Below are 26,481 nucleotides of genomic sequence, written 5' to 3'. Positions count from 1 at the left end.
ATGATCTACCTTTGTGTCTCTGTGACGGGTGAAATGCGATGGAACAACGCGCCAAAATCGAAAAAGTTCACGTGATTGCGTGCGGTGCGATCGGACGCGAGATTTTGGCCGTCAAGGCCCTCAATCAGCTTGAGCATTTGACGCTGGAATGCCTGCCGGCGCTCTGGCACGTGTACCCGCAAAAAATTGCACCGGCGCTGCGCGAAAAGATCGCCGAAGCGCGACGACAGGGGCACGAAAACATCTTCCTTGGCTATGCCGAATGCGGCACGCAGGGCGAGATCGATCGGATCTGCAGCGAAGAAGGCATCGAACGCTTGTCAGGCCCGCATTGCTACGCTTTCTTCACCGGCACTGAGAAGTTTCTCGCCGAATGCGAAACCGAATTCACGGCCTTTTACCTGACGGATCTCATCACCCGCCAGTTCGAGGCCTTCGTCATAGAACCCTTGAAGCTCGATCGCCATCCCGAACTGCGCGACATGGTCTTCGGCAATTACACAAAGCTCGTCTATCTGGCGCAAACAGAAGATGCAGACTTGCAGGCCAAGGCCAAATGGGCCGCGGATTATCTGAAGCTCGAGTATGAATATCGCTTCACCGGCTACGGCGACCTCGCGCCGGAGCTCGTCGCTGCGGCGAAAAAGGCCTCCTGACCGCGATATTCGGCCTGGTCAGCGTGCAGAGCGTGCCACGCTGCGGCCCGCATCCTGCGTGGCATCGATGACATTGCCCACATCATTGCCGACACCGCGAATCGTGTTGCCGCAGGCGGTAAGCGCGACCAGTGCTAGAAGCGTGACGGACAGGGAAGCGATGCGGGTGACGGTCATGGTTTTCCTCCGGTTCAACGAGATCGATATCCGCCCTTACAACCAACCGCGGTAAAATCAAGGCATCGCGATAGCCCGGTGGCCAACCGGCGCCGAAGAGCATTCATGCCCTCTTCACCATCCTTTAAAATCAGGGGGAAAATCTCACCGCTTTAATCACGCTGTAATCTGCAAATGCCAATCTCGCCTGAGGTCGACAAACAAACATGAGAAGCAAGCATGACCGACGGGGCGCAGACTTGGGTGATAGGGCGGGACACCGCCACAGAGCAGAGTAACCCGGAGCCACTTTCCGATATCTTGGTCCGCCTGGCCCGGACGAGAGACCGCAAGGTCACCATCCGCGACATCGCGATTGCCCTGCAGGATCGCTCCTTCGGTGCCTTTCTTCTGGTTTTCTGCCTGCCGAACCTTGTGCCCCTGCCACCCGGTGCCACCTTCATTTTGGGTCTGCCGCTGATCTTTATTGCCTGGCAGATGGCCGCCTCGCCCGGCGGTAGGGTGTATTTTCCCGCGATGGTTTCCAATTACGGCGTTCAGCCCGAAACCTTTGATGCCATCGTCGCGCGCCTGGTGCCGTGGATGCGCTGGGCCGAGAAACTGGTTATCCCGCGCTACTGGATTTTCGGCAGCCGCATGGTCGAACGGGTCATCGGTGTCTTTGCCCTCATCCTCGCCATCGTCGTCTTCCTGCCGATCCCGCTCGGCAACTGGCCGCCCGCCTTTGCCCTTGCCGTCCTTGGTTTTGCCCATTCGCAGCGGGACGGCTTTGGTGTCATCGTCGGCTGCCTCATCGGCGCCCTCTCGCTCGCCGTGGTCGCCTTTGTCATCTACACCGCCGTCGCGATCGTATCGCTCGCCTTTTGATAAACATGGACGGAGTGAACGCCAGACAGGGGCCGGTGGTGGTGATGACCGCGGGCGGCCTTAACCCCAGCATTGTTGTCCAACACCTCGTACGGGCGGGCATCGACGTCCGGGTCATCCTTGAGAACCCCGAGAGCAAAGGCGAGATTGTTCGCCGCCGCGCCCGCCGCCTCGGTTGGATCAACGCGCTTGGCCAGCTCGGCACGATGATCGCCGCTCGTGCACTGCGCCGCACCGCCGAGCGCCGCGTCGCAGACCTGCTCGACCGGCACGGCTTCGACCGCGCACTGCCGGACAGCGTCCCCATCCACCCCGTCACCTCGATAAACGCCCCGCAAACGGCAGCGCGCGTCGATGAACTCAAGCCCGGCGCCATCCTGCTCGTCTCCACCCGTCTGATGTCGGCCCGTCAGCTTGCAGCAATGCCCTGCCCGGTCATCAACCTGCATGCCGGCATCAATCCCAACTATCGCGGCCAGATGGGCGGTTACTGGTCGCTTCGGGAAAACGATGCTGAGAATTTCGGCGCCACCCTGCATCTCGTCGATGCGGGCACGGATACAGGCGCCACGCTTTACGAAGTCCGTACCCGGCCTGAGCGCACCGACTTCATCTCCACCTATCCGCTTTTGCTGACCCTTGCAGCCCTCGATATAACGCGCCAATCCATCGAAGATGCGCTGACTGGCCGCCTCGCACCAAAAGCGACCGGCGGCCCCTCCGCGCTCCGTTTCCCGCCCACCCTCTGGTCGTGGATCTGGTGCGGCCTGACGCGCCGGATCTGGTAAAAACAACCGGACTCATGGCAGCGTCGTTTTTGGCGACAAGCGACGTCGTGAAGAGCGCAGTCCGGCGAATGCCCCCCGTGCATTCTGGCCCCAAAGGGAGTGAGTGGCATGGCAGACAAGATCGTCGTTTACTGGCGGGATATCCCGGCTCAGGTGATCGTCAAGCAGGGACGCAAATCGGCAAAACGCGAGCTTTCGTTGCGCTTCACCGAAGCGATCGACATGGCGGCGATGCGCTCGGGTGCTGCCGAAACCGACGCCTATCTTGCCGACTGGCGCAAGGCCGATCCGGTGCCGGTTGGTGACGATCTGGAACAAGAAGCCGACACTGCTGCCGCTGAAATCGAGGCCGAATACGACAAGGCACGCCTCGTTGCCCTCGTCCATGCAGGAGGCCGCGACAATGGCTGAACCTGTTCTCGTCGATCCCGGTCCGCCGAAAAAAGGCAATGCCGCCCCTGGCGCAAAGGCCGCCACCGGCGCCTTTACGCCGGCAGGAGTCTCGCCCAACCGCCGCGCCCGCCGCTCCTATACGATCCGGCTGTGGGCCGTGCGCAATTCGCGCTTCCTCGAATGGTTCTATCGCAATTTCGCCAATGCCTTTCTCTTTCTCCACCCGGTCTGGAAGAAGCTCGGCTATAGCAGAGTGGAAAAGCCGGTTACCTTTGTCGAACGCAATGTGAAGGGCCTGCTCTTCGACTGTCGGATGTGCGGCCAGTGCGTGCTGTCGTCGACCGGCATGTCCTGCCCGATGAACTGTCCGAAGCAGCTGCGCAATGGTCCCTGCGGCGGCGTGCGCGCCAATGGCCATTGCGAGGTCGAACCCGACATGCCCTGCGTCTGGGTCCAGGCCTGGAACGGCTCGCGCAACATGGTCGCAGGCGATGCGATCCTGAAGGTGCAGAAGCCGGTCAACCAGTCGCTGCGCGAAACATCCTCCTGGCTGCGTGTGACCGCTGAATCGGCCGCGGAGCGGGAAAAAACGGCGAAGGAAGCCTGAGTATGGCCCATATCGATGAAAATCCGCTCGGAGCCCATCTGCCGCTCGATCCCCTGCCCGGCCACTCCTCCCTCGGCCGCCTGGAGCGTGTGCTGCGGCGTGGCGAATTCGCGGTCACCGCCGAGCTCAACCCGCCCGACAGCGCCGACCCGGAAGACGTCTACGAGCGTGCCAAGGTTTTTGACGGCTGGGTCGATGGCATCAATGCCGTCGATGCATCCGGAGCCAATTGCCACATGTCCTCGGTCGGCATCTGCGCGCTCCTGACCCGCATGGGTTACGCGCCGATCATGCAGATCGCCTGCCGCGACAAGAACCGCATCGCCATCCAGGGCGACGTGTTGGGAGCCGCCGCCATGGGCGTGCAGAACATCATGTGCCTGACCGGCGACGGCGTGCAGGCCGGCGACCAGCCGGGCGCAAAGCCGGTCTTCGACCTCGACTGCATGTCGCTGCTCGAAACAGTCCGCACCATGCGCGACGAATCGAAATTCCTCTCCGGCCGCAAGCTGACGAGCCCGCCCAAGGTCTTCCTCGGTGCAGCCATCAATCCCTTTGCACCGCCCTATGACTTCCGCCCCTATCGGCTCGGCAAGAAGATCGAGGCCGGCGCCCAGTTCGTCCAGAGCCAGTACTGTTTCGATGTGCCAATGTTCCGCGAATACATGAAGAAGGTGCGCGACCTCGGCTTTCACGAGAAGTGCTACATCCTCGTCGGAGTCGGGCCACTCGCATCCGCCAAGACCGCAAAGTGGATCCGTTCCAACGTGCCGGGCATCCATATCCCTGACCATGTAATCGCCCGCCTGGAAGGCGCTGCCGACCAGAAAAAGGAAGGCAAGCAGCTCTGCATCGATATCATCAACGAGGTGAAGGAGATCGAGGGTGTCTCTGGCGTGCATGTCATGGCCTATCGGCAGGAGGAATTTGTCGCCGAAATCGTGCATGAGTCCGGCATCCTGAAGGGCCGCAAACCCTGGAAGCGCGAGCATGCCCGCGCTGACGACATCGCTGCCGAGCGCATGCGCGAGATCGGCGCGGATCCCGTGCAGGATCAGCAGGAACTTGCCGCCCGCGCCGCCCACGCGCAGCAACATTGAACAACCGCATTGCCTTTGTCCGGCATATGCCGGCACATCCCATTTCCGCCGTGCGCGAGCCGGCACCGACCGGAGGACTGAAATGACCCGCACCATCGTCGCATCCGCCACCAAGGAAATCATCGTTGGTTTCGACCAGCCCTTCTGCGTGATCGGCGAGCGCATCAATCCGACCGGCCGCAAGAAGCTCGCTGCTGAAATGCAGGCCGGCAATTTCGACACCGTCATCAAGGATGCGCTGGAACAGGTCGCCGCCGGCGCCACCATGCTCGACGTCAATGCCGGCGTCACCTCCGTCAACCCGAACGAAACCGAGCCCGGGCTCCTCGTGCAGACCATGGAAATCGTCCAGGGCCTTGTCGACGTGCCACTGGCGATCGACAGTTCCGTCACCGCCGCCATCGAGGCGGCACTCAAGGTCGCCAAGGGCCGCCCGCTGGTCAATTCGGTCACAGGCGAGGAAGAAAAGCTCGAAGCCATCCTGCCGCTTTGCGCCAAGTACAATGTGCCCGTCGTTGCCATCTCGAACGACGAGACCGGCATCAGCCAGGATCCGGACGTGCGCTTTGCTGTCGCCAAGAAGATCGTCGAGCGTGCCATGGACTATGGCATCAAGCCGCATGACATCGTTGTCGACCCTCTGGTCATGCCGATCGGTGCCATCGGCTCGGCCGGCCTGCAGGTCTTCGCCCTCATCCGGCGGCTGCGCGAAGAGCTGAAGGTCAACACGACCTGCGGCCTCTCCAACATCTCCTTCGGCCTGCCGCATCGTCACGGCATCAATGCCGGCTTCATCCCGATGGTCATCGGCGCCGGTATGACCTCCGCCATCATGAACCCCTGCCGCCCGCAGGAAATGGAAGCCGTGCGCGCTGCCAACGTGCTCAATGGCACCGACGAGAATTGCTACAACTGGATCAAGACCTACCGTGACTACAAGCCCGCCGAAGGCGGCGCTCACGCAGCCCCCGCCGCAGCGCCTGCGTCTGCAGCCGCCGGCGGCGGACGTCGCGGTGGCCGCGCCGCGCGTGTCGGCGGCGGTGCTGCGACGGAGTAACGCCAGAACCCCGACCGTTTTACATTTGCCTATACAAACGTGTAGTATGGAGAGATGAAGCGATCGATTTACGGCTTTGATTGGGACCGCGGCAACTGGCCGAAATGTGCGAAGCATGGCCTGACGAAACCGGAGATCGAGCAGGTGTTCATGAGGACGCCATCGGTCTATCCCGACCCAACGGTTGGTGAAGACCGAAAGCGTGCGATCGGAACCACTGCGGAAGGCCGGTACGTCTTCGTCGTCTTCACCTTGCGCGAAAGCGAGCTCGGAATTTTGATCCGACCGATCAGCGCACGTTACATGCACGAACGGGAGATCACGCGATATGAGCAACGGTAAGGCTAAGCAGATGCCGGTATTGCATTCTGACGAGGAGGCTGAAGCCTTCGTCGAAAATGCGGACCTCTCGGAATACGACCTGTCCGGCTTTAAGCCCGTCCAGTTCGAGTTCGAGAAGAAGTCGGCACAACTGAATATGAGGCTGCCGGAAGCGCTGCTTTCGGCGATCAAGGCAAAGGCTCAGGAAAGGGGGATTCCCTACACCCGCCTGATCCGGGAAGCACTCGAAAAGACGGTGGCCAATTAAGGCCGCACCAGACAGCCATACCCCGGGGCGCGCCCCCGATTTCGAAAGACCAGAATGACCGACGCCGCTGATCCCCTCGTCCTCTTCATGCCCTCTGGCAAACGCGGCCGTTTCCCCGTCGGAACCACCGTTCTGGAGGCCGCACGCTCACTCGGCGTCTATGTCGAGAGCGTCTGCGGGGGGCGCGCCACCTGCGGGCGCTGCCAGATCGAGGTTCAGGAAGGCCAGTTCGCCAAGCACGGCATCACCTCGTCCAACGACCATATTTCGCCTGTTGGTCCGAAGGAAAAGCGCTACGCCGAAGTCCGCACCATTCCAGAGGGTCGCCGCCTCTCCTGCTCGGCCACGATCCTTGGCGATCTCGTCGTCGACGTGCCGCCGGACACCGTCGTCAACGCCCAGGTCATCCGCAAGGCCGCGACCGACCGCACCTTCCCGCGCAACCCGGCGATCCAGCTCTGTTATGTCGAGGTCGACGAACCCGACATGCACAAGCCGCTCGGCGATCTCGACCGGCTGAACCTGATGCTGGAAAAGGACTGGGGTTTCCAGGACATCCTCGTTGCCCAGCACCTGCTTCCCGATGTTCAGAAGACGCTCCGCAAGGGCAATTGGGGCGTCACCGCCGCCATTCACCGCGATCTCGATACCTCTCGCCCCAACATGATCGCGCTCTGGCCCGGCCTGCACAACGAGGCCTATGGCATCGCCTGCGACATCGGCTCGACGACGATCGCGATGCATCTCGTGTCGCTGCTGTCAGGCCGCGTCATCGCCTCCTCCGGCACCTCGAACCCGCAGATCCGCTTCGGCGAAGACCTGATGAGTCGCGTCTCCTATGTCATGATGAACCCGGACGGACGCGAGGCAATGACCAAGGCGGTCCGCCAGGCGATCAACGAGCTCACGGTCAAGGTCTGCAAGGAAGCCGGCGTCAACCCCGACGACATCCTCGACGCCGTCTTCGTCGCCAACCCGATCATGCACCACCTCTTCCTCGGCATCGACCCGACGGAACTCGGCCAGGCACCCTTTGCGCTCGCCGTCTCAGGCCCGGTCCACACCTGGTCGCGCGAGATCGATCTCGCCATCAACCACGGTGCCCGCATTTACTGCCTGCCCTGCATCGCCGGCCATGTCGGGGCTGACGCCGCCGGCGCCACGCTGTCGGAAGGCCCGCATCGGCAGGACAAGATGATGCTGCTCGTCGATGTCGGCACCAATGCCGAGATCGTCCTTGGTAACCGCGAGCGCACCGTTGCCGCCTCCTCCCCGACAGGCCCCGCCTTCGAAGGCGCTGAAATCTCCTGCGGCCAGCGCGCCGCCCCCGGCGCCATCGAGCGTGTCCGCATCGATCCGGAAACGCTGGAACCCCGTTTCAAGGTCATCGGCGTCGAGCAATGGTCGGATGAGGACGGCTTTGCCGAAGCTGCGGAAAAAACCGGCATCACCGGCATTTGCGGCTCGGCGATCATCGAAGTCGTCGCAGAAATGTACCTCTCGGGCGTCATCTCCGCCGACGGCGTGGTCGATGGCGCGATGGCGGCCAAAAGTCCTCGCATTCTCGAAAACGGCCGCACCTTCTCCTACCTCCTGCATGACGGCGCGCAGAAGATCACGGTGACGCAAAACGACGTGCGCGCCATCCAGCTCGCCAAGGCAGCACTCTATGCCGGCATCAAGCTCTTGATGGAAAAGCTTGGTATCGACACCGTCGACACCATCCGCTTTGCCGGCGCCTTCGGCTCCTTCATCGATCCGAAATACGCCATGGTGCTCGGCCTTATCCCCGATTGCGAACTCTCGGAAGTGAAAGCCGTCGGCAACGCCGCCGGCACCGGCGCGTTGATGGCGCTCCTCAACCGCGACTATCGCCGCGAAATCGAGGACACCGTCACCCGCATCGAGAAGATCGAGACCGCGCTTGAGCCCAACTTCCAGCAGCTCTTCATCGATGCCATGGCGCTGCCCAACAAGGTCGATCCCTTCCCCAAACTCGCAAGCGTCGTGACGCTGCCGGAGCGCAAGGTCTTGGCCGAGGGCGAGGGTGAAGGTGGCGGGCGCAGACGGCGCCGCAGCCGGGAGTGACCTATCAATCGAGAATGGCGGGCGCCCGATCGACATAGCCCTTCAAACGTTCGGGCGTTGCCCCGCGAACGGGCGCGCAATACATGACTTTCAAATCCTTGAAGCCGCAGAAAGCCAGGATCTGCCGCCTGAGCACCTTCACCCAGCCATTGCCATAGACCCATTTCAGGAAGACCGTCGGCGTGTCCGAGGTGATCACCACCCGCGCCTTGCGACCGCTTAAAAGCGGCTTCGGCAACGCCTTTCCCTCAATATATTCGAAGCCGAAACCCGGCATCAGCACCCGGTCGAAGAGACCCTTCAGCCGGGCCGGCGCCGAACCCCACCAGAGGGGGTGCACGATCACCAGCCGATCGCACCAGGTCAGGCTCTCCGCAACCGCTTGCAGATCCGGCTCCCAGTCCATCCGCTGCCGATAGCCTTCCTTGAGGTTTGCATCGAAGGTCAGCGCGCTCAGATGCACCAGCCGCACGCTATGCCCGCCTGCCCTGGCGCGCTCGGCAATACGCTCAGCCATGGCGGCACAGAGCGTCTGCGTGCCGGGATTGCCATTCAAAATCAGGAGCCGCGAAGGTGACCCCGCCGTATCGAGAAATGCCATGGAAGACTCCGCTTAAAAATTGACCGCGGTCAAAATATGAGCTACAATTTGACCGCGGTCAAGAGTTTCTGGCATAGTCCCAGTCAATCCAGGAATCGCAGATGAAACTGAGCCAGGAACGCAGCCGCCAGACCCGTGAGCAGATCCTTGACGCCGCGCGCGCACTCTTTGCCCAGCAGGGCTTCGAGGCGACGAGCATTGAACAGGTTGCAGGCCAGGCAGGCGTGGCCAAGGCCAGCATCTTCGCCCATTTCGGCGACAAGACGAACCTGCTTGCAGCCCTGGGGATCGAACGGATCGAAACATTGCTCGAGACAAGCCGAGCCTATGCGACCGTGCCCGGCCTGCCGGTGACGGCAGATGAAATCATGGCGATCTTCGAGCCATGGCTTGCCTATTTCGGCGACGATCCGGACTTTGCCCGTCTTTATCTCAGCCAGTCCGGATTGACCGGCGGCGCCTGGACAGAACGGTTCCTCGCCGTCTGCCGCGACCTCGAATCCGTGGTCGCCGATTTTCTGTCGTCGGGTCTCCCGGCCTGCTCCGCCGACCGGAGCCTCCTTCTCAGCCGCGGCCTTCAGGCGCTGTTCCATGAAGTCATCGTCTACCGAATCTCGGGCTGGACTGAGAGCCATCGAGAAGCGGCAGACATGCTGAAACGCTTCGTCGTCATCTGGCTTGCCGGCGCCAGAACGGCCGAATGAGCGCAAAACATTCGCGCTTGCTGCATCAGCATGCCTGCGAATTCGGAAATGCGCGGGCACGCTTCAGAAATTGAGCTTTATCAAGTAGCGACCGGAAGCAAATTTAACCGCCATCCAAGTCCCCGCGCCTATTATGGTTTCATCAATCCCAGGGGACCGTCATACCGTGAGCGCCTTATCCATATTTGCATCGCAGGACACCGCAGTTGTCGAGGCCTTGAGCCGTAGCCAGGCCATGATCCACTTCGATACCGCAGGCAACATCCTCGAAGCCAACGAGAACTTCTGCAAGGCAGTCGGATACGACCTCGCCGAAATCCTCGGGCGCCATCACTCGATGTTTGTCGAGCCGGCCTACGCATCCTCCGCTGACTACCGGAAATTCTGGACAGATCTTGCCGATGGCCACTCAGAAAGCCGTCGCTACAAGCGGCTCGCCAAGGGCGGGCGCGAAATCTGGATCGAGGCGTCCTATCTGCCGATCCGGCGTGGTTCGAAGGTGGTGCGGGTGGTCAAGGTTGCTGTCGACATCACTGCCCAGATGACTGAGCAGATGCTCAACACCGGCAAGCTGGATGCCATCGGCCGCTCCCAGGCCGTCATCGAATTCACGCCGGACGGCAACGTCCTGTCGGCCAACCAGAATTTTCTCGATACGGTCGGCTATGACCTCTCCGAGATCGTCGGCCGCCACCACCAGATTTTCTGTGATAGCGCCTACGCCGCCTCCCGCGACTATCAGGAGTTCTGGCGCAAACTTCGCGAGGGGACGTTTTCGTCCGGCGAGTATCGCCGCATCGCCAAGGACGGCAAGTCTGTGTTCATCCAGGCGAGCTACAACCCGATTTTCGATGCCGATGGCCGGGTGATCCGCGTCGTGAAATACGCCACCAATGTCACCGGACGCGTCCAGGCCGTCGAGGAGATTGCAGCTGGCCTGCATCGCCTGTCGGAATGCAATATCCGCATCACGCTGGATGAACCGCTGATCCCGGAATTCGAGCGGCTGCGCAACGATTTCAACACCGCCATCGGGCAGTTCCAGTCGACCCTCGAAAAGGTGCTCGGCGAAACCGGAGAAATGCACGAACACAGCCTGTCGCTGGAAGGCGACGCCTTGCAATTGGGCAACCGCACCGAGAGCCAGGCTGCGGCCCTGGAAGAAGCATCAGCCGCGCTTACCCAGATCACGGCAACCGTCAAGGAAGCCTCCCGCCAGGCCAATCAGGCACGGGATGTCGCCCGCGAGGCGCAGACCGCGACATCCGATACGGTGCGCGTCGTCCAGTCGGCCGTGGATGCAATCGGACGCATCGAGACGGCCTCCGGCGAGATCGCCAAGATCATCGACGTGATCGATCAGATCGCCTTCCAGACCAATCTCCTCGCCCTGAATGCCGGTGTCGAAGCCGCGCGTGCCGGTGACGCCGGCAAGGGATTTGCGGTCGTCGCGCAAGAGGTGCGGGAGCTGGCGCAGCGCTCGTCCAACGCCGCCCGCGAAATCGCAGCCCTCATCAACAATGCCTCGAAGGAAGTCGACCAGGGCGTCCGCTACGTCACCGAAACCGGCAACGCACTCGGCCGCATCGAAAATTTCGTCGATGCGATCAACCGCAACATCGATGCCATTTCTGTCGGCACCACCGAACAGGCAACCAGCCTTTCAGAGATCAGTTCTGCCGTTGATCAGCTCGATCAGGCCACCCAGGCCAACGCCGCCCTGGTCAGCAGCATCGGCAGCGCGGCAAGCGTCATGGCACAGGGCTCTTCGAAGATGAAGACGCTGGTTGATCTCTTCAAGCTCAACCGTCGCAAGACCATCCGCGACAAGCATGGGATCCTGACTTCGGTGAAGCGTCAGGCGGCCTGACCCTGGCGGAGGCCGCGCCATAACTAACCGCCGCGCACATCAAGTGTCGCCACGAAGTCCCGGGCCGCCGCTCCAAGGCGTTCCGGCGAAAAGCCGGAAAATCCGACAACCAGGCCCCTCCGCCGCGTGTTGTCCCGGTAAAGTGGCGAAAGCGCCCTGACACCGAAGCCGACAGCCCTTGCCTGCCCGGCCAGCGCAACATCGTTTTCCGCCCCATTCAGCTCGGCCACCAGATGCAGCCCCTGTTCCGGAACGCTCACCGTCAGCCGATCACAGCGCAAGGCCTCCACCAGCGCATCACGCGCCGCCTTCACCCGTTTTCGGGCCCGCTTCACATGCGCCGAAAAATGCCCGTCCCGCAGAAATTCAGTCAGCGCATCCTCCGCAAGCGTTGATGGAAACCGGTCCGTTAGCCGGCGAACGGTCAGCACCCGATCCCTCAAATGCCGCGGCACCACGAGATAACCGAAGCGGAACCCCGGCAGCAGCGTCTTGGAAAAAGTGCCGAGATAGATCACCCGCCCCGAGCCATCGATACCTTGCAGCGCGCTCAGCGGCGACCCGGAAAACCGGAACTCGCTGTCGTAATCATCCTCGATGATATAAGCACCCGCCGCCCGAGCCCAGTCGATCAGAGCCAGCCGCCGCGCCATGGAGAGCGTCACCCCGAGCGGATATTGATGCGACGGCGTGACATAGACTGCCCTTGCATCCGGTCGTGCCGCGATACCGGCAGCCACGTCGATACCCTGGCGATCGACGGGCACCGGCGTCACGGCAAGCGCCGCGCCCTCGAACAGCTCGCTGGCCGCAGCATAACACGGGTCCTCGATCCACACGGGATCGCCGGGGCTGAGCAGCGCCCTCACGGCGAGATCCAGCCCCTGCTGCGTGCCGGACGTCATGATCACCTGATCCGGCTCGCACACCACGCCGCGTGCCGCCTTGAGGTAGGCCGCCACCTCCACCCGCAGCGCCAGACTGCCTGCCGGATCGTTGTATTGGAAATGCCGCGCCGATGGCTGCGTCAGGTGCCGGTTCATCAGCATGCGGAATATGCGGAGCGTCGTTTCGTCTGCCGTAGAGCAGCCAAGCGTGCCTGGCAGCGGCGCCTTTGCCTCCTCGGTCACAACGGAAGACGGGGCCGGCAAGACCTGCACCAACGGCACGGCTTCGGCAACATAGGTCCCCGCTCCCACGCGCGCCTCGGCGAAGCCGTCCGCCACCAGCATTTCATAGGCCGCAACGGCGGCCCCACGCGAGACGCCGAAGCGTTTGGCAATGTCCCGCGTCGTCGGCAACTTGTCGCCGGGCCGCATCTGACCGCTCTCAATCAGCCCGCGCAGGGACCGATAGAGCGCCAGCCGCCGCGGCCCCTGGGCCGGAAGCAGCGGGGTGGCGGCCGACCAATCGGAATTGGTTCGCGGTTTTTGGCTCATTGTGGATCTTCTTTGGACCAATTGCACAGATTATCCCTGCCGTATCAGCCGTCAGGAGGCAAGCATGAACGACAGACCCGACCCGAATTCCTTCCCCGTTACCCCTCGCAACCGGGCAAAGCGCCTGCATGAGCGCGCAGCCTACGATCGCGAGGCGGTCTACGGCGTGCTCGACGCAGCCCTGCTCTGTCACGTCGCCTATGTCATCGACGGCCAGCCCTACTGCACCCCCACCATCCACTGGCGCGAGGGCGACTGGCTCTACTGGCATGGCTCGTCCGCCAGCCGCATGCTGAAGACGCAGAAGGAAGGCATCCCCGTTTGCCTCACCGTCGCCCATCTCGATGGCTTGGTGCTTGCCCGATCCGGCTTCCACCACTCTGCCAACTACCGCTCGGCCATGTGCTTTGGCACCGCCCGGATCATCGATGATCCCCAGGAAAAGGCAGCGGCGCTGAAGGCCGTCGTTGACCGCTTCTATCCCGGCCGCACCGAGTTGCTGCGTGAAAACGATCCGCAGGAAGCCAAGGGCACCATGGTCATTGGCATGCGCATCGAAGAGGCCACGGCCAAGGTCCGCTCAGGCGGCGTCTCCGACGATCCCGCCGATGTCGACGCAGCGGTCTGGGCTGGCGTCATCCCGGTCGAGACCCGTCTGGGCGCGCCGAAGATCTGCCCCAAGGTGCCGGACGGCGTGGCTTATCCCGACCACCTCGCCCATTTTCGCGAAGGACGCCGCCTCGATGAAGTCTTGACCCAAAGCCAGGCAATCTACGAAAAGCTGAGCGACTAAGTGGATCGCATCGGCGGTTCGCCAAGATCAGCGTGAGGGACCGCCTGCCATGAACGAAATCTTCGTCATCACCCATCCGCAGTCGATCCATCACCTCGAAGGCAAGGTCGGCGGCTGGTACGATACCGGCCTGACCGACAAGGGACGCGACCAGGCGCATGCGATCGCAAAGCAGATTGCCGATCGCTGCGCCGGCCGCCTCCCCTTGGTCATCGGTTCCGATCTCAAACGTTGCAAAGAAACCACCGAGATCATCGCCCGGCAGCTGGAGCGCCCCTTTGATCTCGACAGGGGCCTGCGCGAACTGAGCTACGGCGTGGCGGAAGGTCAGCCGCAATCCTGGCTCGACGCGCGCCGGCAGCCGGTACCGGACCATGGCGCACTGGATGACACCGGCGGCATCGAAGGCGCTGAAACCCGTCGCGACATCGCCACCCGCGTCTATGCCGCCATGCAGCGTTTCGCGCAAACAGGGGACCTCGGCATCGTCGTCACCCACGGCTTTGCGCTGACATTCGTCGTCGCCTGGTGGATCGGCATGCCCATCGCATCCACCGGCGCCGTCAGCTTCCCCGCCCCCTCCGGCAGCATCACCCACCTGCGCCGCGACCCCCACTGGAAAAGCCGCGCCGTACTCTCGCTCGGAGAGGCGAGCCACCTTGTACCGCGATAGCTCTCACACCGCCGAAATCCAGCCCTCGAGCTTGGCCCGCTGCTCCTCGGAAAAAGGATGCGACCTGCGCGTCGTCTGGTCGAAATGCACAACGACAGTCAGCGCCCGCGCGCAGCAGACATCGTTCTGAAAGACCGCCTGTTCCATGGTCACGGACGAGCGCCCCACCTTGACCACGCGCGTGCCGATGTCGACCGTTCCCGGCCACAGGACTTCGGCCAGATAATCGATATCGAGCTTGGCCAGCACAAAGGAAAAGCCTTCCTCCAGCAAGGGGTTTTGCGGATCGTAGATCAGCTCCACCCGGCCCGTTTCCATGAAGGTGGCAAAGACGGCATTGTTGACATGCCCCTGCCGGTCGGTGTCGCCATAGCGCAGCTTGTCATAAGTCCGACCGGCAAAATCCTCGATCCGGAGCCGCTTTTCACCCGTCATACCAACATCCTGTTCGTAATTTCCTATTTCGCCAATTACCGAACTGTCTTCCACATCAGGCGGCAATTCCGATCATTTCTGCAAAGGCATAACGGACGCTGTCGGCCACGGCCTGCACGGTTTCGCTGGTTTCCTTGCCCGTCAGAAGCCGCACCTCAAAGGCACCAAGCTCCGGCAGGCCGTGCTTGGAACCAAGCGCCACCATGTCATCCGTCAGATAGCTGCGCGGCAAGGGGGCGACCGCGAGATCGGCGATCACGGCGGCGCGCTGCGCCATCGTATGGGCCGAGAGATAGGCGATGCGATAGGGCCGCTTATCCTTGTCCAGCCGTCCGAGCGCATCGGCGCGCCAGCAGCAGCCATCCTCCCAGATCGACACCGGCAATGGATCGCGCAAATGCGCCGTGCCGCATTTTGCCCCCGCCCAGACGAGCTGCTCCTGGTGGATCACCTCGCCCTCGTGGATCACCGAGCCTGGCGCGCAATTGACCAGCGTCAGATCGAGCCGCTGTTCCGCGAGCCGCCGCCGCAGCGCGCCTGAGGTATCCACCGTCAGATCCACCATGATCAGCGGATAGAGCTCGGCAAAGCGGCGGAGGATCGTCGGCATGAAGCGCTCGCCGATATCGTCGGGCGCGCCGAGCCGCACGACGCCCTTCATTTCCGGCATCCGGAAGCGCCCGACGGCCTCGTTGGACAGCGCCAGCATCCGCCGCGCATAGGGAAGCAGCACCTCACCGCTTTCGGTCAGCGTCACGGATCGCGCATCGCGCAGGAACAGCGTCACATTCAGCTGCTCCTCGAGCTTCTTGATCTGCATCGAAACCGCCGACGGCGTCCGATAGACCCTGTCGGCAGCGGTGGTGAAACTTCCCGTCTCGGCAATCGCCACAAAGGTGCGCAGGACGTCGTTGTCGAGAAGCGGCAGGGGTTGGCGGAGCATAAGCGTCATGGTCACCGACCTTCAAGAAAATTGATCTTCAAGACGATACAATTGCGTTTGATTGAATGTCAATCACCGGCGACACTTGCAGATGATCATTATCCACGGATCACCAGGGAGTTGAGACCATGGACGCGAACCGCAGAGATCACGGCATCACCGAAACCATCCGCAGCCACCTTGTGCGCTGGCGACGCAACCGTGCGCTTCACGTGGCACTCGGGCAGATTGCGGAACTGCCGCACCACCTGCGCCGGGACCTCGAATTTCACCCCACAGCGATGGATCACATTAATCGATCCATTGGATCAAATACATTCGTTTGCCTGATGCCATCAGGCGGCGCATGGTTGTCATCGTGATCCACCGCCCCAACACCAACCCAAGAAGGAACCACGCCATGTCTGGCACCTGCATGACCACCGCACCCCACTGCCGCGGGGGCTCGCCAGCCCCTTCGCGCAACGAAGCGCTTGCCGATACGGTCAGCCGTGGCCTGACCAGGGTCACCTTTGCCTGGCGCGCCTGGCAGCGCCATCGCGCGGCGATGAGCGCCCTCAACGCCATGCCGCTCGATATGCGCAAAGATCTCGGCTGGCCCGCATGCGACACGCGCAACCCGGCGTGATGCGCCTGGTGAGACCGCGTCACCTGCAAGGCCAGGGGTCGCAAAAAGGCACGCGCGAGCGTGCGATCGACACACGCCGCAAGCTTGACCGCTGGCCGCAGCCATGCCCTGGCCCACGGGCTGCCAGGGCCCGACGGCATATGTGATAAAACGCCTTGGCGACCTTGCCCGCCTGTCGCAGACGGCAAAATCGGAGAAATGTCGCATTTTAGCGTAAACGAATTCTTCCGTGCCGCGCGAAATCATGCCAATGTCGCAATAAGTACATCGCCGCGACCGTTTCCAGTCGAGCATGACGACATAACAAGGGAACACTGGCATGACATCAGCCAAACCGCAGCAGACCCGCAAACGCTCGCTCGTCTTTTTCCTCGTGCCGCATTTCACCCTCCTGCCCTTTGCCGGCGCCATCGAAACGCTGCGCATCGCAAACCGCATGCTCGGTTACGCGGCATACGAATGGCGGCTTGCCTCGGTGGATGGCCAGAAGGTCTACTCCTCTTCCGGCATCGGCATCGAGGTGAATTCCTCGCTTGCAGACGAGCGTCGCCATCTCGGCGGCGAAAACCGCCCGAACATGGCGATTGTCTGTTCCGGCATCTATGTCGAGGAATTCAACAACAAGTCGGTCAACGCCTGGCTGCGCGAAGCCCATAACCGCAATGTCGCGATCGGCTCGCTCTGCACCGGCGCGCATGTGCTTGCCCAGGCCGGCCTCCTGAACGGCAAGCGCTGCGCGATCCATTGGGAAAACCTTCCCGGCTTTTCCGAAACCTTTCCCCAGGCCGAAGTCTATGCCGATCTCTACGAGGTCGACGGCAATATCTACACCTGCGCCGGCGGCACCGCCTCGCTCGACATGATGCTGAACCTGATCGGCCAGGATTTTGGCGAAGGCCTCGTCAACCGCGTCTGCGAACAGCACCTGACAGACCGAGTCCGCTCCGCCAACGACCGCCAGCGCCTGCCCTTGCGCGCGCGCCTCGGCGTGCAGAATTCCAAGGTGCTGCAGATCATCGAGCTGATGGAAGCCAATCTCGCAGAACCGCTGTCGCTCCTCGAAATCGCCGATGACGCCGGCCTGTCGCGCCGCCAGATCGAGCGCCTGTTCCGCCAGGAAATGGGCCGCTCGCCGGCCCGCTACTATCTCGAAATCCGCCTCGACCGCGCCCGCCACCTGCTGGTGCAATCCTCCATGCCCGTCGTCGAAGTCGCCGTCGCCTGCGGATTCGTCTCCGCCTCGCACTTCTCCAAGTGTTACCGCGAACTCTACAACCGCTCCCCCCAGCAGGAGCGCGCGGAGCGGAAGCTGACGATGTCGAGCAACCGGACAGGGGTTGTGGTGTAAGACGCCACCCCCACCCGCTCTCCCCCCCTCGTGGGGGAGATGGCCGGCAGGCCAGAGGGGGCACCCCACGGCAGAACGTCAGCCCGACAGGTCTACAACTCCCGCGCCAACATGCTCGACTGCTCTCTGTTCAAAATTGAGACTGGGAATGCCACCCACCGAAAAAATGCGCCTTCGATCTGCCAACTGAGCAGTCGGATTACATCGACCGTCTCGTCGATGCCGAAACGCTCTTCGCGCGGTTAAGGGCGCATCACGCAATGCGCGTGAAGAGCGAACAATAAGAGGCGCTCCCTCCAAGCCCACACCTCACCCATACAAACTCCAGAAAAACCGCGCCGAGACAAACAGCAGAAACACCGCAAATCCCATTTCCAGCTGCTTCTTGTTCAATCGATGCGCGAGTTGCGCGCCATAGGGCGTCACCAGCATGGCGATCGGGAAAATCACCGCGAAGGCGATCCAGTTGACATAGCCGGTCGAGAACGGCGGCAGGCCGGCCTCGCCCCAGCCGGCAAAAATGAAACCAAAAAAGGCCGGTATGGAAATCAGCACACCGACGCCTGAGGAGGTCGCCACTGCCTGGTGGATCGGCCGTCCATAAAGCGTCATGAAGGTGTTGTTGAACACCCCGCCGCCAAACCCCATCAGCCCGGAAAAGAGCCCGATCGCAGTGCCGGTGATAAAGCGAAAGGGCTGGCCCGGCAGGTCCGTGCCCAGATGGAAGCGGTTGGAGAGGAAGAGCATGCGCGCCGCCAGCACCAGGCCCATCACTGCGAAGAACAGACGAAGACCTTCGCTCGATACATAAGCTGCAACGACGGTCGCGAGAAGCGCCCCCAGCGGAACCGCAATAACCCATCCCTTGAGCAGGTCCTTGTCGATCGCACCGCGTTTTTCATGCGCCCTGAAGGAGCGGATTGAGGTCGGCACGATCAGCGCCGTCGAGGTGCCGACGGCCAGATGCATGATCACATCCTCGGGGATCCCGGCATAACCGAAGACCTGGTAAAAGACCGGCACGAGCACAGCACCGCCGCCAATGCCGAACACACCGGCAAGCAGGCCTGCCACAGCGCCGGCTATGGCGAGCAGGGCAACAAAAAACAGGATATCGGCAATCGGCGGCATGGCAGGCTCCGGGGAGATCGGCCGCACAGGCGGCAGGATGGGGTATCCCGGTCTAAAGCCCCAGCGTCACGGCCGCAAGGCTCGGATGAAGGCAGACGGTACGCTCCTGGGGGATGAAATGGGGAGCAAGCGGAAGCCCGAAGACCGGCAAAGCCGCGAGACCTAGGACGCCCGCAACACCGCGCGATGCATCGGTCGTTACCCCTGCGGGCAGTTGCGCTTGTCGAGATAGAGCGCGCAATCCGCCGCCGGTTTTCGCCGCGCCACCGGCTTCGTCTCCATGCCGGTATTGCCGCTGTCGACGGAGAGCGGCAGGATCTCGCCCTCGCCGATCCCGGCCTCCGGGTCGCCAGCCGCCTGTCCTTCATCCGTCGCCACACCGGTCGCCACCTGAACCGGTTCGTCAAAGCCGATGCCGTCCACCACCGGCTGCGAGGTCGCCCCCTCGGCGATCGCCATGGCACCGGTATCGGTCACGATCTGCGGCTGAACGCCCTGCCCGCTGATCTCGGCGACAGGCGCCCCGGTCGGCGCGTCACCAAGCCCAAGGCCTGCATCCATGTTTACGCCATGTTGGGGGATCGCGATCGAAGCGGATGCGATGGCCGGTTGCTGCTCGCTTGCCTCTGCCGCGGTGGTGGGCTCAGCCGCGCCATAAACCGCACCCTCAGCGCTCATCGGTGAAAGTGCCGTCATCGGCTCCCCGGCAGCCGGATCCGCAGAGGCGGCATAGCCGACGGCCTCATCGACCCGGCCAATCGGCCGGGCGTGATCGCCGCGCCTGTGCACTCGGCCGACCAGCACATCACCCTTCGCCGGCGAGGCGCCGACATCAACGGCTGGAAAGCGTTCGCTGCCGGTGCATCCGGCGGCAAGCGCAAGAATGGTAACGCAGACAATGGCGCGCCAGGCGCGGTTGAGGGACGAAGACTTCATACACATTTCTCCCCGGCCATCCCGAAACGGGTCAGCTCGGAAAGGCTAAACCCGCCGCGCTTAACGCACCATGAACGTGTCGCGCGCTCACCCCGCACCACTGACGTGAAAAAGGCCGGCACAGCGGTGCCGACCCTTTGTGACGAGAGAATACCGCTTCCGGAAGGCGGTCAGGCCGCACGCCGCGCGCCTGCGCCACCCTGTTGGTGGATCGTCAGCTGCGCCAGCAACTGCCGCAAGCGATGGCTTTCCTCCGCCAGCGATTGGCCGGCAGCGGAGGTTTCCTCCACCATTGCCGCGTTCTGCTGGGTCATCTGGTCCATATGGTTGACGGAGGTATTGATCTCCGCAAGGCCGGTCGCCTGTTCGCGGGCAGCCGTGGCAATTGTCTCGACGGTCTCGTTGACCCGGTTGACGAGCGCTTCGATCTCAAGAAGCGCATTGCCGGTCGAGCGTACCAGACCGACACCGGTATTCACCTCGTTGGCGGATGCCTGGATCAGATCCTTGATCTCCTTTGCGGCATTCGCGGAGCGCTGGGCAAGCTCACGCACCTCCTGGGCAACCACGGCAAAACCGCGGCCCGCCTCGCCTGCCCGTGCGGCTTCCACACCGGCATTGAGCGCCAGAAGATTGGTCTGGAACGCGATTTCGTCGATCACGGAAATGATCTGGCTGATCTTCTGCGAGGACCCTTCGATGCGGCCCATGGCATTGACGGCATTGCGCACGATCTCGCCCGAGCGGTTGGCGGAACGCTTGGTCTCCGACACCATGTCGCGGGCTTCGTTTGCACGCTCGGCAGCGGTGCGCACGGTGGCCGTGATCTCGTCGAGCGCAGCCGCCGTCTCTTCCAGTGCTGCGGCCTGCTGTTCGGTCCGGCGCGAAAGATTGTTGGTCGCATCGCTGATATTGGCCGCACCCGATGTCACCACGTCGCTCGACTGGTTGATCGCAACCATCACGCCGGCCAGTGCGTTGACGGCGCGGTTGAAGTCCAGGCGCAGCTTTTCATAATCCGCACCCAGAGCATCGAGCTGCACCGTCAGGTCGCCGTCGGCGAGGCGCTCAAGCGCCGAACCGATGGTGGCAATCGCTTGCGACTGGCGTTCGGCCGCACCGCGCAGATGTGTCTCGGTGCGCTGGCGCTCCCCATCGAGGCTCGCCTGCTGGGCGGCTTCCCGCGCCCGCATGTCGACCCGGTCTCGAACGCTGTCGCGCAGGATTTCCAGCGTCTTGGCCATGCCGCCAATCTCGTCGCGGCGGTTGATATCGGCAATCGGCGTATCCACCCGTTCCTCGGCAATATCCGCCATGGCAGACTTCAGCCGGTTGACCGGACCCACGACACTGCGCACCACCATGTAGGCACAGGCGATCAGGGCGAGCACGGCAGCGCCGATCACCACGCCATATTTCAACGCCGTCTGACGGAAGAGCGCCGCAAGGTCATCCGAATAGACGCCGGTGCCGACAATCCAGCCCCAGGGCTCGAAACCGATGACATGGCTGAACTTCTCAACCGGCGCTTCGAAACCCGGCTTGGGCCAGTAATAGTCGACAAAGCCTTCCTTCTGCGCCTTCACCACATTGACGAACTCAACGAAGAGATGCTTGCCGTTCGGATCCTTGTTCTGGCTCAGATCCTTGCCGTCAAGCTCCGGCTTGATCGGATGCATGATCATGGCCGGCTGCATGTCGTTGATCCACATGTAACCGTCCGGCGCGTAACGCATCGCCGCAATCACCTCCTTGGCCCGCGCCTGCGCCTCCTCACGCGTCAACGTGCCATCGAGTTCCATCTTGTGATATTTGTCGAATATGGCCATGGCATTGTCGTTGATCTGTGCCAGACCAAGACGCCGCTCATGCGTCAGCGAATTGTAGGATGAAAACAGACTATAGGTGAGCGCGCCGATCAGAATCGTCAGTGACAACGCTACCAAGGCATAAAGACGAACGGACAGAGATACCGACTTCATACTAACCCCCCAATAATAATTGAAAACTATTTGCCGCAGCTTCGACCTAAATTTCCTAAATTTTTTTCTACTAAATTCAGGAGTGTCTGTTGCAGGTGAAACAGTTATACAAACCAGACACGCCGCAAAGGACCCCACATGCCGACTGAGACCAAGCCAACCGGTGAGCTGACCTTGCGCACCCTCGCAATGCCGGCCGATGCCAATGCCGCAGGCGATATCTTCGGCGGCTGGGTCATGGCGCAGATGGACTTGGCCTGCGGCATCCGCGCCGCCGAGCGCGCCCGCGGACGCGTGGTCACGGCCGCCGTCAACGAAATGGCCTTCGCCCTGCCGGTCAAGATCGGCGATACGCTGTGCATCTACACGGATGTGGTCAAGGTGGGCACGACCTCGATCACGCTCTCGGTCGAGGTCTGGGCGCAGCGCTATCTGAGCCACATCATGGACAAGGTCACCCACGCAACCTTCGTCATGGTGGCTCTTGACGCCTCCGGCAAGCCGACCCCGGTGCCGAGGGACTGAGACCCAGAGGATCGGTCGCCAGGGCCGCCGCAATCCACCGGTCAGGGTGCAACGGTCGCCGCAGCACCGCGAAACAGGCTTTCGGCATCCGCATCCGCCGGAAAAAACATCTCGATCTTGATGTCACTGAGGGCGATGTCGCTTGCGGTTCCAAACTGCGTAATGGTCGAAAAAAGCGCATACACACCGCCGCCCATCCGCAGCCGTATCGGCAGCACGGGCGGCGCTTCGCTGCGGGGCTGATAGCCGTCAAGCGCGGGATCCTCAGCCAGTCGTACAGACGCAAGCTCGAGAACCGGATCGCCGCCGACATGCGCGCTCTCAAGCCGCAATCGCCCGACCAGATGTCCGGCAAGCTCCGCCCAGTTCTCCACCAGCTCTGCCCCACGCCCGGGCTTCGTCAGAACCTGAAGCAGGCTGTCGCCCCGCTCAAGGCCAAGAAGCGACAGCAGCGCCTCGGCAGGCCGATTGGCATCGATCACCACCCAATGCCGATCGAAAACGAGCGCCGGAAAAGGAGCATGACCGTCGATCATGTGGCGAATGGCGGCCCTCACCGGTGCCATCGCGTCGCTGTCGAGAGGTTTTGCGCTGAACTGGCCGCTGAAGCCCGCCGCATCGAGCATCAGATTGCGCGCCGCAAGCGGCATGTCGAGCGCCTCGCCGAGCTTCAGCACCATGCCGCGGCTCGGTCGTGCCCGGCCCGTCTCCAGGAAAGCGACATGCCGCGCCGAAACCTCTGCCGCGAGCGCCAGCTGCAGCTGGCTCATCCGGCGCCGGCCGCGCCAGTCCTTCAGCTCCTGTGCAAATCCACGGTTCATCGCAAGCCCTCCGCCACGCCTTTCTAGCCGCCACGGCACCTGTCGTCACTTACCTCAGACGTAATTGTGCGCCGGCAGCGGCTCGGCAATGCTTGGCACGTCCAATCGAAAAGGAGAGACATCATGACTTCGGAAACGGCCAGCGTCTGGCTCAAGCTTGCGAGCCTCACCGTCATTGCCCTCGGCCTCATCTTCGCCGCAGCAGCGCATCCGGCAGGCCAGCTGCCGGTCGGTTTACTCACCGACATCGTCTTTTTCCACCTCGGCCATTCCGTGCCCATCGATGCCGCGCCGACCCGGCTTTTCCTCGCCATCGGTGGCGGTGTGATGGTCGGCTGGGGCGCAATGATGTGGATCCTCGTCACCCGCCTCATGCCGCGCGAACCGGCGCTTGCCCGGCTGATCCTGATCGAGGGCACGCTCGCCTGGTTTGTCGTCGACAGCCTCGGCTCCCTGGCGTCCGGCGGCTATCTCAACATCCCGCTCAACACGGCCTTGATGCTGATGATCGTCGCCCCCGCCTGGCTCTCGTCCGGCAAGGGCGCAACCAGCCCGGCCTGACACCTGGCCGCCCCGCGATCGTGAAGAAGCCGCCGGATGCCGTGCGGCGGCTTGATCTGTGTTACGCCCTGAAAACGAAGGCAGCGCCCGTTGCAATCAGCGCAAAGCCGATCGCATGGTTGATCGTCAGGCTCTCCTTGAGAAAGAACACCGAAAATCCGGCAAACACGATCAGGGTAATCACCTCCTGCATCGTCTTCAGCTGTGCTGCCGAATAGACCTCAGAGCCGATCCGGTTGGCCGGCACCGCCAGGCAATATTCGAAGAAGGCAATGCCCCAGCTCGCGACAACCGCGATCCAGAGCGCCGAGGTCTTGTATTTGAGGTGCCCATACCAGGCAAACGTCATGAAGATATTGGAAAGCGCAAGAAGCAGGATCGGCCAGAGAGCGGCGGGAGACAGGAGCGACATGCAAGAGAACCCGGCATTGAGGGAAAGGGAAACGAACCGCCGGGCATTTTGCCGGCGACTCGTCGCGTCATAGTCGCCGCTTTCGCGCCCACCGCAAGCCCTTCTCAAGGTTGCATAAAATGCAACAACCATAGCGTGGGGAGCAGCACTCGCCGGGTCGCACGTGAACCGCCGCGAATATTCGAGAATCATGCCCCTCAAATATGCGAAAACGCTGTTTAATAGGCTAGAATTACTCATTAAATTGTGAGGGTGAGGGGTAACGAGCCGTTAAACCCCCAACTGTTAAGGGGTGATATATTCAAAATTGCACTGGACAGGTTTTATGTATTCTCGCCAGAGCCGAAACGGCCAGGCCATGCCGATCGTTCTGCAAGCACAGGTCGCAGACATCGCCGACGGATTTACCGGCTCCTTGCTGCTCAATCTCGGCGGCTTCTCGGCAACGATTCTGATGTTGCATTTGCGCGACGAAGCCAACTGGCCGGTTTTTCTCTGGTATGCGGTCGGCCTGTTCCTGCTGTCGCTGCGCAAGGTCGCGCTCGATATGGCCACGCGAAGGCGCTGGCTGCGCCATGAGCCGCAGCGAAGCCTGCGGATATTCTGGCTCGGCTCCCTGTCGGTCGGGCTGCTCTGGGCCGCACTGCCGCTTGTGGTGCACGATTTCACCCCGCTTGGCGCCCATGCGGGGCTCATGCTGATCATGGGCGGCGTTGCCGCCGGCGCGGTGGTCAGGCAGATCGGCTACACCCCGGTCTCCCTTGCCTTTTCCCTGCCGATCCTGATCTCCATGATGCTGAGCCTGATTGCGCTCGCCACCCTGGAAAGCTTTCTGCTCAGTGTCTGCCTCGGCTTTATCATCGGCGTCTTCGTTCACCGCAGCCTGTGGGCCGAACGGCTGTTTGTCACCAGCCAGATTACCCGCTTCGAGGCAACGGCGCTCGCAGACAGCCTGACCCAGGCCAATAGCGACATTCTCAGACAGAATGGCCGCCTGGAAGCGCTCGCCAATCGCGACCTGCTGACCAATCTCGCCAACCGCGTGTATTTTCACGGCCGCATGACCTCGGCCATCGGCAGAGCCCAGGCGCTGAATGAAAAGGTCGCCCTGATCATCTTCGATGTCGTGCGCTTTCAGGCGATCAACGACACCCTGGGCCACAGCAGCGGCGATGCGCTGCTGCATGCCATTGCCCGGCGCCTGTCGGATGTCGTCGATGATGACAGCCTGATCGCAAGACTGGGTGGCGACGAGTTTGCCATCATCGTCACCGGCGAGAATGCGGCAACGAGAGCGCGCATCCATGCAGCCCGTGTGCTTGAAGTCTTCCGCGCGCAACTCACCTGGCGTCAACGCCAGACAACCGTCGCGCTCAACGGCGGCCTCGCCCTCTATCCCGACCACGCCAGCAATGCCGAAGAACTGCTCGCCTATTCCGACATGGCGCTCTACGAGGCCAAACGTCAGGAGCGCCGCGGCCTTGTCGAATTCGAGCCGGCATTCAGCCAGGCAGCGGAACGCAGCCGACGGATCGAGCAGGACCTGCCGGAGGCGATCGGCTCCGACGCGCTCGGAGCCTGGTTTCAGCCGCAGACGGATCTGAACACAGGCCGCGTCACCGGACTTGAAGCGCTGGTTCGCTGGCAGCACCCGACGCTGGGTTTCATCTCGCCGCCGGAAATCGTCAATGCGGCCCGCGCCTCAGATCTGTCCGAAGCGTTGACGGCGCGCATCGTGACGGATGCCTGCCGCCTCATCCGCCGCCTCGATGCCGCCGACCGCTCGGACATTACCGTCGCCGTCAATCTCTCGCCGCGCGAATTCGCGCTTTATTCGGTCGATGCCATGCTCGCCCGGGTCACATCCTTGCACGATGTTTCGCCAGAGCGGCTTGAAATCGAAATTACCGAAGAAGCCATTCTCGATCCCGATCTTGCCGATCAGCAGTTGAAGCGTCTGCGCGCCGCCGGTTACCGTCTGGCCATCGACGATTTCGGCATGGGCCATTCCTCCCTCGCCTATCTCATCGGCCTGAAGCTCGACCGGCTGAAGATCGACCGGGAATTCGTCCGCGATGTCGCCCGCTCGGAGCGCAACCAGAAACTGATCACCGCCATGGTCGGGCTCGGTCGCTCGCTGTCACTCGACATCGTGGTGGAAGGCGTGGAAACCGCCGAGGACGCTGCAGCGCTTGCCCGCCTAGGCTGCCAGACGGCGCAAGGTTTTCTTTTTGCCCGGCCCATGCCGGTTCCAGCCCTTCTGGATTGGCTTGAGGACCATGTGGCCCCGGTCTATGTCCCGCCAGCACGGCAGAGCAGAAAGCGCGAGCCAAGGCTCAATCTGGTCTGAGGCAAAA

The 26,481-nt window shown here is 62.3% G+C and carries 30 protein-coding genes; 20 read left to right on the top strand and 10 right to left on the bottom strand.

What is annotated here, in order from left to right; translation table 11 throughout:
• Positions 1 to 38: 38 nt before the first annotated feature.
• On the top strand, positions 39 to 656 hold the full coding sequence (locus tag FAA97_RS02710; RefSeq protein WP_136596981.1) for a DUF1638 domain-containing protein: 618 nt from the start codon (positions 39 to 41) through the stop codon (positions 654 to 656).
• 18 nt (positions 657 to 674) lie between these two features.
• Here the strand turns inward: FAA97_RS02710 and FAA97_RS02705 are convergent, their stop codons facing one another.
• Positions 675 to 833, bottom strand: a complete 159-nt coding sequence (locus FAA97_RS02705; protein WP_136596980.1) for an entericidin domain-containing protein — start codon at positions 831 to 833, stop codon at positions 675 to 677.
• Between the two features lie 219 nt (positions 834 to 1,052).
• Here FAA97_RS02705 and FAA97_RS02700 point away from each other — a divergent pair, with 219 nt between their 5' ends.
• From FAA97_RS02700 to FAA97_RS02660, 9 genes are all read left to right on the top strand, one after another.
• On the top strand, positions 1,053 to 1,700 hold the full coding sequence (locus FAA97_RS02700) for an exopolysaccharide biosynthesis protein (RefSeq protein WP_136596979.1): 648 nt from the start codon (positions 1,053 to 1,055) through the stop codon (positions 1,698 to 1,700).
• A 5-nt stretch (positions 1,701 to 1,705) separates the two neighbouring features.
• On the top strand, positions 1,706 to 2,488 hold the full coding sequence (locus FAA97_RS02695) for a formyltransferase family protein (protein ID WP_136596978.1): 783 nt from the start codon (positions 1,706 to 1,708) through the stop codon (positions 2,486 to 2,488).
• A 108-nt stretch (positions 2,489 to 2,596) separates the two neighbouring features.
• Positions 2,597 to 2,899 carry a virulence factor gene (locus FAA97_RS02690; RefSeq protein WP_136596977.1) on the top strand — a complete coding sequence of 101 codons (303 nt, stop codon included), beginning with the start codon at positions 2,597 to 2,599 and terminating at the stop codon, positions 2,897 to 2,899.
• Entirely contained in the window at positions 2,892 to 3,488 is a 597-nt protein-coding gene (locus tag FAA97_RS02685) for a methylenetetrahydrofolate reductase C-terminal domain-containing protein (protein WP_136596976.1), read from the top strand. Before FAA97_RS02690 ends, FAA97_RS02685 begins: the two co-directional genes overlap by 8 nt.
• A 2-nt stretch (positions 3,489 to 3,490) precedes the next feature.
• Complete coding sequence (locus FAA97_RS02680) at positions 3,491 to 4,588, top strand: methylenetetrahydrofolate reductase (protein ID WP_136596975.1); 1,098 nt, start codon at positions 3,491 to 3,493, stop codon at positions 4,586 to 4,588.
• A gap of 82 nt (positions 4,589 to 4,670) precedes the next feature.
• A complete protein-coding gene (locus FAA97_RS02675) occupies positions 4,671 to 5,645 on the top strand; it encodes a methyltetrahydrofolate cobalamin methyltransferase (RefSeq protein WP_136596974.1) in 975 nt (324 codons plus the stop codon).
• A gap of 54 nt (positions 5,646 to 5,699) precedes the next feature.
• On the top strand, positions 5,700 to 5,987 hold the full coding sequence (locus FAA97_RS02670; protein WP_136596973.1) for a BrnT family toxin: 288 nt from the start codon (positions 5,700 to 5,702) through the stop codon (positions 5,985 to 5,987).
• On the top strand, positions 5,974 to 6,234 hold the full coding sequence (locus tag FAA97_RS02665) for a CopG family antitoxin (RefSeq protein ID WP_136596972.1): 261 nt from the start codon (positions 5,974 to 5,976) through the stop codon (positions 6,232 to 6,234). The genes FAA97_RS02670 and FAA97_RS02665 overlap by 14 nt, the downstream gene beginning before the upstream one ends.
• Positions 6,235 to 6,288: 54 nt before the next feature.
• Positions 6,289 to 8,322: an ASKHA domain-containing protein gene (locus FAA97_RS02660; RefSeq protein ID WP_136596971.1), complete on the top strand. Its 2,034-nt coding sequence runs from the start codon at positions 6,289 to 6,291 to the stop codon at positions 8,320 to 8,322.
• Positions 8,323 to 8,326: 4 nt separating this feature from the next.
• On the opposite strand, the gene FAA97_RS02655 is transcribed toward FAA97_RS02660, so the two are convergent.
• On the bottom strand, positions 8,327 to 8,923 hold the full coding sequence (locus FAA97_RS02655) for an NAD(P)H-dependent oxidoreductase (RefSeq protein WP_136596970.1): 597 nt from the start codon (positions 8,921 to 8,923) through the stop codon (positions 8,327 to 8,329).
• Between the two features lie 101 nt (positions 8,924 to 9,024).
• Here FAA97_RS02655 and FAA97_RS02650 point away from each other — a divergent pair, with 101 nt between their 5' ends.
• Positions 9,025 to 9,627: a TetR/AcrR family transcriptional regulator gene (locus tag FAA97_RS02650; protein ID WP_136596969.1), complete on the top strand. Its 603-nt coding sequence runs from the start codon at positions 9,025 to 9,027 to the stop codon at positions 9,625 to 9,627.
• 166 nt (positions 9,628 to 9,793) lie between these two features.
• A complete protein-coding gene (locus tag FAA97_RS02645; protein ID WP_246041321.1) occupies positions 9,794 to 11,497 on the top strand; it encodes a methyl-accepting chemotaxis protein in 1,704 nt (567 codons plus the stop codon).
• Positions 11,498 to 11,520: 23 nt separating this feature from the next.
• Here the strand turns inward: FAA97_RS02645 and pdxR are convergent, their stop codons facing one another.
• On the bottom strand, positions 11,521 to 12,936 hold the full coding sequence (pdxR, locus tag FAA97_RS02640; protein WP_136596967.1) for a MocR-like pyridoxine biosynthesis transcription factor PdxR: 1,416 nt from the start codon (positions 12,934 to 12,936) through the stop codon (positions 11,521 to 11,523).
• Positions 12,937 to 13,000: 64 nt separating this feature from the next.
• On the opposite strand from pdxR, the gene FAA97_RS02635 reads away from it, so the two are divergent.
• The gene (locus tag FAA97_RS02635) at positions 13,001 to 13,729 is read left to right on the top strand and encodes a pyridoxamine 5'-phosphate oxidase family protein (RefSeq protein ID WP_168800898.1); all 729 of its coding nucleotides are present in this window, start codon (positions 13,001 to 13,003) and stop codon (positions 13,727 to 13,729) included.
• A gap of 49 nt (positions 13,730 to 13,778) precedes the next feature.
• On the top strand, positions 13,779 to 14,402 hold the full coding sequence (locus tag FAA97_RS02630; protein WP_136596965.1) for a histidine phosphatase family protein: 624 nt from the start codon (positions 13,779 to 13,781) through the stop codon (positions 14,400 to 14,402).
• 3 nt (positions 14,403 to 14,405) lie between these two features.
• Here FAA97_RS02630 and FAA97_RS02625 read toward each other — a convergent pair whose 3' ends face one another.
• Positions 14,406 to 14,837: an acyl-CoA thioesterase gene (locus FAA97_RS02625; RefSeq protein WP_136596964.1), complete on the bottom strand. Its 432-nt coding sequence runs from the start codon at positions 14,835 to 14,837 to the stop codon at positions 14,406 to 14,408.
• 55 nt (positions 14,838 to 14,892) lie between these two features.
• Complete coding sequence (locus FAA97_RS02620; RefSeq protein WP_136596963.1) at positions 14,893 to 15,789, bottom strand: LysR family transcriptional regulator; 897 nt, start codon at positions 15,787 to 15,789, stop codon at positions 14,893 to 14,895.
• A gap of 119 nt (positions 15,790 to 15,908) precedes the next feature.
• Between FAA97_RS02620 and FAA97_RS02615 the strand changes: the two genes are divergently transcribed.
• From FAA97_RS02615 to FAA97_RS02605, 3 genes are all read left to right on the top strand, one after another.
• Positions 15,909 to 16,142, top strand: a complete 234-nt coding sequence (locus FAA97_RS02615; RefSeq protein WP_136596962.1) for a hypothetical protein — start codon at positions 15,909 to 15,911, stop codon at positions 16,140 to 16,142.
• Positions 16,143 to 16,180: 38 nt separating this feature from the next.
• The gene (locus tag FAA97_RS02610) at positions 16,181 to 16,408 is read left to right on the top strand and encodes a hypothetical protein (RefSeq protein WP_136596961.1); all 228 of its coding nucleotides are present in this window, start codon (positions 16,181 to 16,183) and stop codon (positions 16,406 to 16,408) included.
• 319 nt (positions 16,409 to 16,727) lie between these two features.
• A complete protein-coding gene (locus tag FAA97_RS02605; RefSeq protein WP_136596960.1) occupies positions 16,728 to 17,756 on the top strand; it encodes a GlxA family transcriptional regulator in 1,029 nt (342 codons plus the stop codon).
• Positions 17,757 to 18,065: 309 nt separating this feature from the next.
• Here the strand turns inward: FAA97_RS02605 and FAA97_RS02600 are convergent, their stop codons facing one another.
• The 3 genes from FAA97_RS02600 to FAA97_RS02590 all read right to left on the bottom strand — a co-directional run bounded on the left by FAA97_RS02600 (position 18,066) and on the right by FAA97_RS02590 (position 21,805).
• Entirely contained in the window at positions 18,066 to 18,887 is an 822-nt protein-coding gene (locus FAA97_RS02600) for a sulfite exporter TauE/SafE family protein (RefSeq protein ID WP_136596959.1), read from the bottom strand.
• A 198-nt stretch (positions 18,888 to 19,085) separates the two neighbouring features.
• Entirely contained in the window at positions 19,086 to 19,823 is a 738-nt protein-coding gene (locus FAA97_RS02595) for a hypothetical protein (protein WP_136596958.1), read from the bottom strand.
• 170 nt (positions 19,824 to 19,993) lie between these two features.
• On the bottom strand, positions 19,994 to 21,805 hold the full coding sequence (locus FAA97_RS02590; RefSeq protein WP_136596957.1) for a methyl-accepting chemotaxis protein: 1,812 nt from the start codon (positions 21,803 to 21,805) through the stop codon (positions 19,994 to 19,996).
• Positions 21,806 to 21,943: 138 nt separating this feature from the next.
• Here FAA97_RS02590 and FAA97_RS02585 point away from each other — a divergent pair, with 138 nt between their 5' ends.
• Positions 21,944 to 22,330, top strand: a complete 387-nt coding sequence (locus FAA97_RS02585; RefSeq protein ID WP_136596956.1) for an acyl-CoA thioesterase — start codon at positions 21,944 to 21,946, stop codon at positions 22,328 to 22,330.
• 41 nt (positions 22,331 to 22,371) lie between these two features.
• Here FAA97_RS02585 and FAA97_RS02580 read toward each other — a convergent pair whose 3' ends face one another.
• Entirely contained in the window at positions 22,372 to 23,151 is a 780-nt protein-coding gene (locus FAA97_RS02580; RefSeq protein ID WP_136596955.1) for a helix-turn-helix transcriptional regulator, read from the bottom strand.
• Between the two features lie 123 nt (positions 23,152 to 23,274).
• Between FAA97_RS02580 and FAA97_RS02575 the strand changes: the two genes are divergently transcribed.
• Positions 23,275 to 23,712, top strand: a complete 438-nt coding sequence (locus FAA97_RS02575) for a hypothetical protein (protein WP_136596954.1) — start codon at positions 23,275 to 23,277, stop codon at positions 23,710 to 23,712.
• Between the two features lie 61 nt (positions 23,713 to 23,773).
• Here FAA97_RS02575 and FAA97_RS02570 read toward each other — a convergent pair whose 3' ends face one another.
• Positions 23,774 to 24,124 carry a DMT family protein gene (locus tag FAA97_RS02570; RefSeq protein ID WP_136596953.1) on the bottom strand — a complete coding sequence of 117 codons (351 nt, stop codon included), beginning with the start codon at positions 24,122 to 24,124 and terminating at the stop codon, positions 23,774 to 23,776.
• Positions 24,125 to 24,449: 325 nt separating this feature from the next.
• On the opposite strand from FAA97_RS02570, the gene FAA97_RS02565 reads away from it, so the two are divergent.
• Complete coding sequence (locus FAA97_RS02565) at positions 24,450 to 26,474, top strand: putative bifunctional diguanylate cyclase/phosphodiesterase (RefSeq protein ID WP_246041320.1); 2,025 nt, start codon at positions 24,450 to 24,452, stop codon at positions 26,472 to 26,474.
• Positions 26,475 to 26,481 lie beyond the last annotated feature (7 nt).

It is taken from the genome of Peteryoungia ipomoeae (assembly GCF_004912165.1).
Lineage (GTDB): Bacteria > Pseudomonadota > Alphaproteobacteria > Rhizobiales > Rhizobiaceae > Allorhizobium > Allorhizobium ipomoeae.
This window is presented reverse-complemented; position numbering and strand designations above follow the sequence as displayed.

Excerpts from the sequence above, each read along its gene's own strand:
- FAA97_RS02635 (WP_168800898.1), top strand. The coding sequence starts at position 13,001 with ATGAACGACAGACCCGACCCGAATTCCTTCCCCGTTACCCCTCGCAAC.
- FAA97_RS02610 (WP_136596961.1), top strand. The coding sequence starts at position 16,181 with ATGTCTGGCACCTGCATGACCACCGCACCCCACTGCCGCGGGGGCTCG.
- FAA97_RS02625 (WP_136596964.1), bottom strand. The coding sequence starts at position 14,837 with ATGACGGGTGAAAAGCGGCTCCGGATCGAGGATTTTGCCGGTCGGACT.
- FAA97_RS02685 (WP_136596976.1), top strand. The coding sequence starts at position 2,892 with ATGGCTGAACCTGTTCTCGTCGATCCCGGTCCGCCGAAAAAAGGCAAT.
- FAA97_RS02660 (WP_136596971.1), top strand. The coding sequence starts at position 6,289 with ATGACCGACGCCGCTGATCCCCTCGTCCTCTTCATGCCCTCTGGCAAA.
- FAA97_RS02665 (WP_136596972.1), top strand. The coding sequence starts at position 5,974 with ATGAGCAACGGTAAGGCTAAGCAGATGCCGGTATTGCATTCTGACGAG.
- FAA97_RS02705 (WP_136596980.1), bottom strand. The coding sequence starts at position 833 with ATGACCGTCACCCGCATCGCTTCCCTGTCCGTCACGCTTCTAGCACTG.
- FAA97_RS02565 (WP_246041320.1), top strand. The coding sequence starts at position 24,450 with ATGTATTCTCGCCAGAGCCGAAACGGCCAGGCCATGCCGATCGTTCTG.
- FAA97_RS02680 (WP_136596975.1), top strand. The coding sequence starts at position 3,491 with ATGGCCCATATCGATGAAAATCCGCTCGGAGCCCATCTGCCGCTCGAT.
- FAA97_RS02570 (WP_136596953.1), bottom strand. The coding sequence starts at position 24,124 with ATGTCGCTCCTGTCTCCCGCCGCTCTCTGGCCGATCCTGCTTCTTGCG.
- FAA97_RS02595 (WP_136596958.1), bottom strand. The coding sequence starts at position 19,823 with ATGAAGTCTTCGTCCCTCAACCGCGCCTGGCGCGCCATTGTCTGCGTT.
- FAA97_RS02690 (WP_136596977.1), top strand. The coding sequence starts at position 2,597 with ATGGCAGACAAGATCGTCGTTTACTGGCGGGATATCCCGGCTCAGGTG.
- FAA97_RS02620 (WP_136596963.1), bottom strand. The coding sequence starts at position 15,789 with ATGACGCTTATGCTCCGCCAACCCCTGCCGCTTCTCGACAACGACGTC.
- FAA97_RS02710 (WP_136596981.1), top strand. The coding sequence starts at position 39 with ATGGAACAACGCGCCAAAATCGAAAAAGTTCACGTGATTGCGTGCGGT.
- FAA97_RS02695 (WP_136596978.1), top strand. The coding sequence starts at position 1,706 with ATGGACGGAGTGAACGCCAGACAGGGGCCGGTGGTGGTGATGACCGCG.
- FAA97_RS02600 (WP_136596959.1), bottom strand. The coding sequence starts at position 18,887 with ATGCCGCCGATTGCCGATATCCTGTTTTTTGTTGCCCTGCTCGCCATA.
- FAA97_RS02585 (WP_136596956.1), top strand. The coding sequence starts at position 21,944 with ATGCCGACTGAGACCAAGCCAACCGGTGAGCTGACCTTGCGCACCCTC.
- pdxR (WP_136596967.1), bottom strand. The coding sequence starts at position 12,936 with ATGAGCCAAAAACCGCGAACCAATTCCGATTGGTCGGCCGCCACCCCG.
- FAA97_RS02615 (WP_136596962.1), top strand. The coding sequence starts at position 15,909 with ATGGACGCGAACCGCAGAGATCACGGCATCACCGAAACCATCCGCAGC.
- FAA97_RS02605 (WP_136596960.1), top strand. The coding sequence starts at position 16,728 with ATGACATCAGCCAAACCGCAGCAGACCCGCAAACGCTCGCTCGTCTTT.
- FAA97_RS02655 (WP_136596970.1), bottom strand. The coding sequence starts at position 8,923 with ATGGCATTTCTCGATACGGCGGGGTCACCTTCGCGGCTCCTGATTTTG.
- FAA97_RS02580 (WP_136596955.1), bottom strand. The coding sequence starts at position 23,151 with ATGAACCGTGGATTTGCACAGGAGCTGAAGGACTGGCGCGGCCGGCGC.
- FAA97_RS02630 (WP_136596965.1), top strand. The coding sequence starts at position 13,779 with ATGAACGAAATCTTCGTCATCACCCATCCGCAGTCGATCCATCACCTC.
- FAA97_RS02590 (WP_136596957.1), bottom strand. The coding sequence starts at position 21,805 with ATGAAGTCGGTATCTCTGTCCGTTCGTCTTTATGCCTTGGTAGCGTTG.
- FAA97_RS02575 (WP_136596954.1), top strand. The coding sequence starts at position 23,275 with ATGACTTCGGAAACGGCCAGCGTCTGGCTCAAGCTTGCGAGCCTCACC.
- FAA97_RS02700 (WP_136596979.1), top strand. The coding sequence starts at position 1,053 with ATGACCGACGGGGCGCAGACTTGGGTGATAGGGCGGGACACCGCCACA.
- FAA97_RS02675 (WP_136596974.1), top strand. The coding sequence starts at position 4,671 with ATGACCCGCACCATCGTCGCATCCGCCACCAAGGAAATCATCGTTGGT.
- FAA97_RS02670 (WP_136596973.1), top strand. The coding sequence starts at position 5,700 with ATGAAGCGATCGATTTACGGCTTTGATTGGGACCGCGGCAACTGGCCG.
- FAA97_RS02650 (WP_136596969.1), top strand. The coding sequence starts at position 9,025 with ATGAAACTGAGCCAGGAACGCAGCCGCCAGACCCGTGAGCAGATCCTT.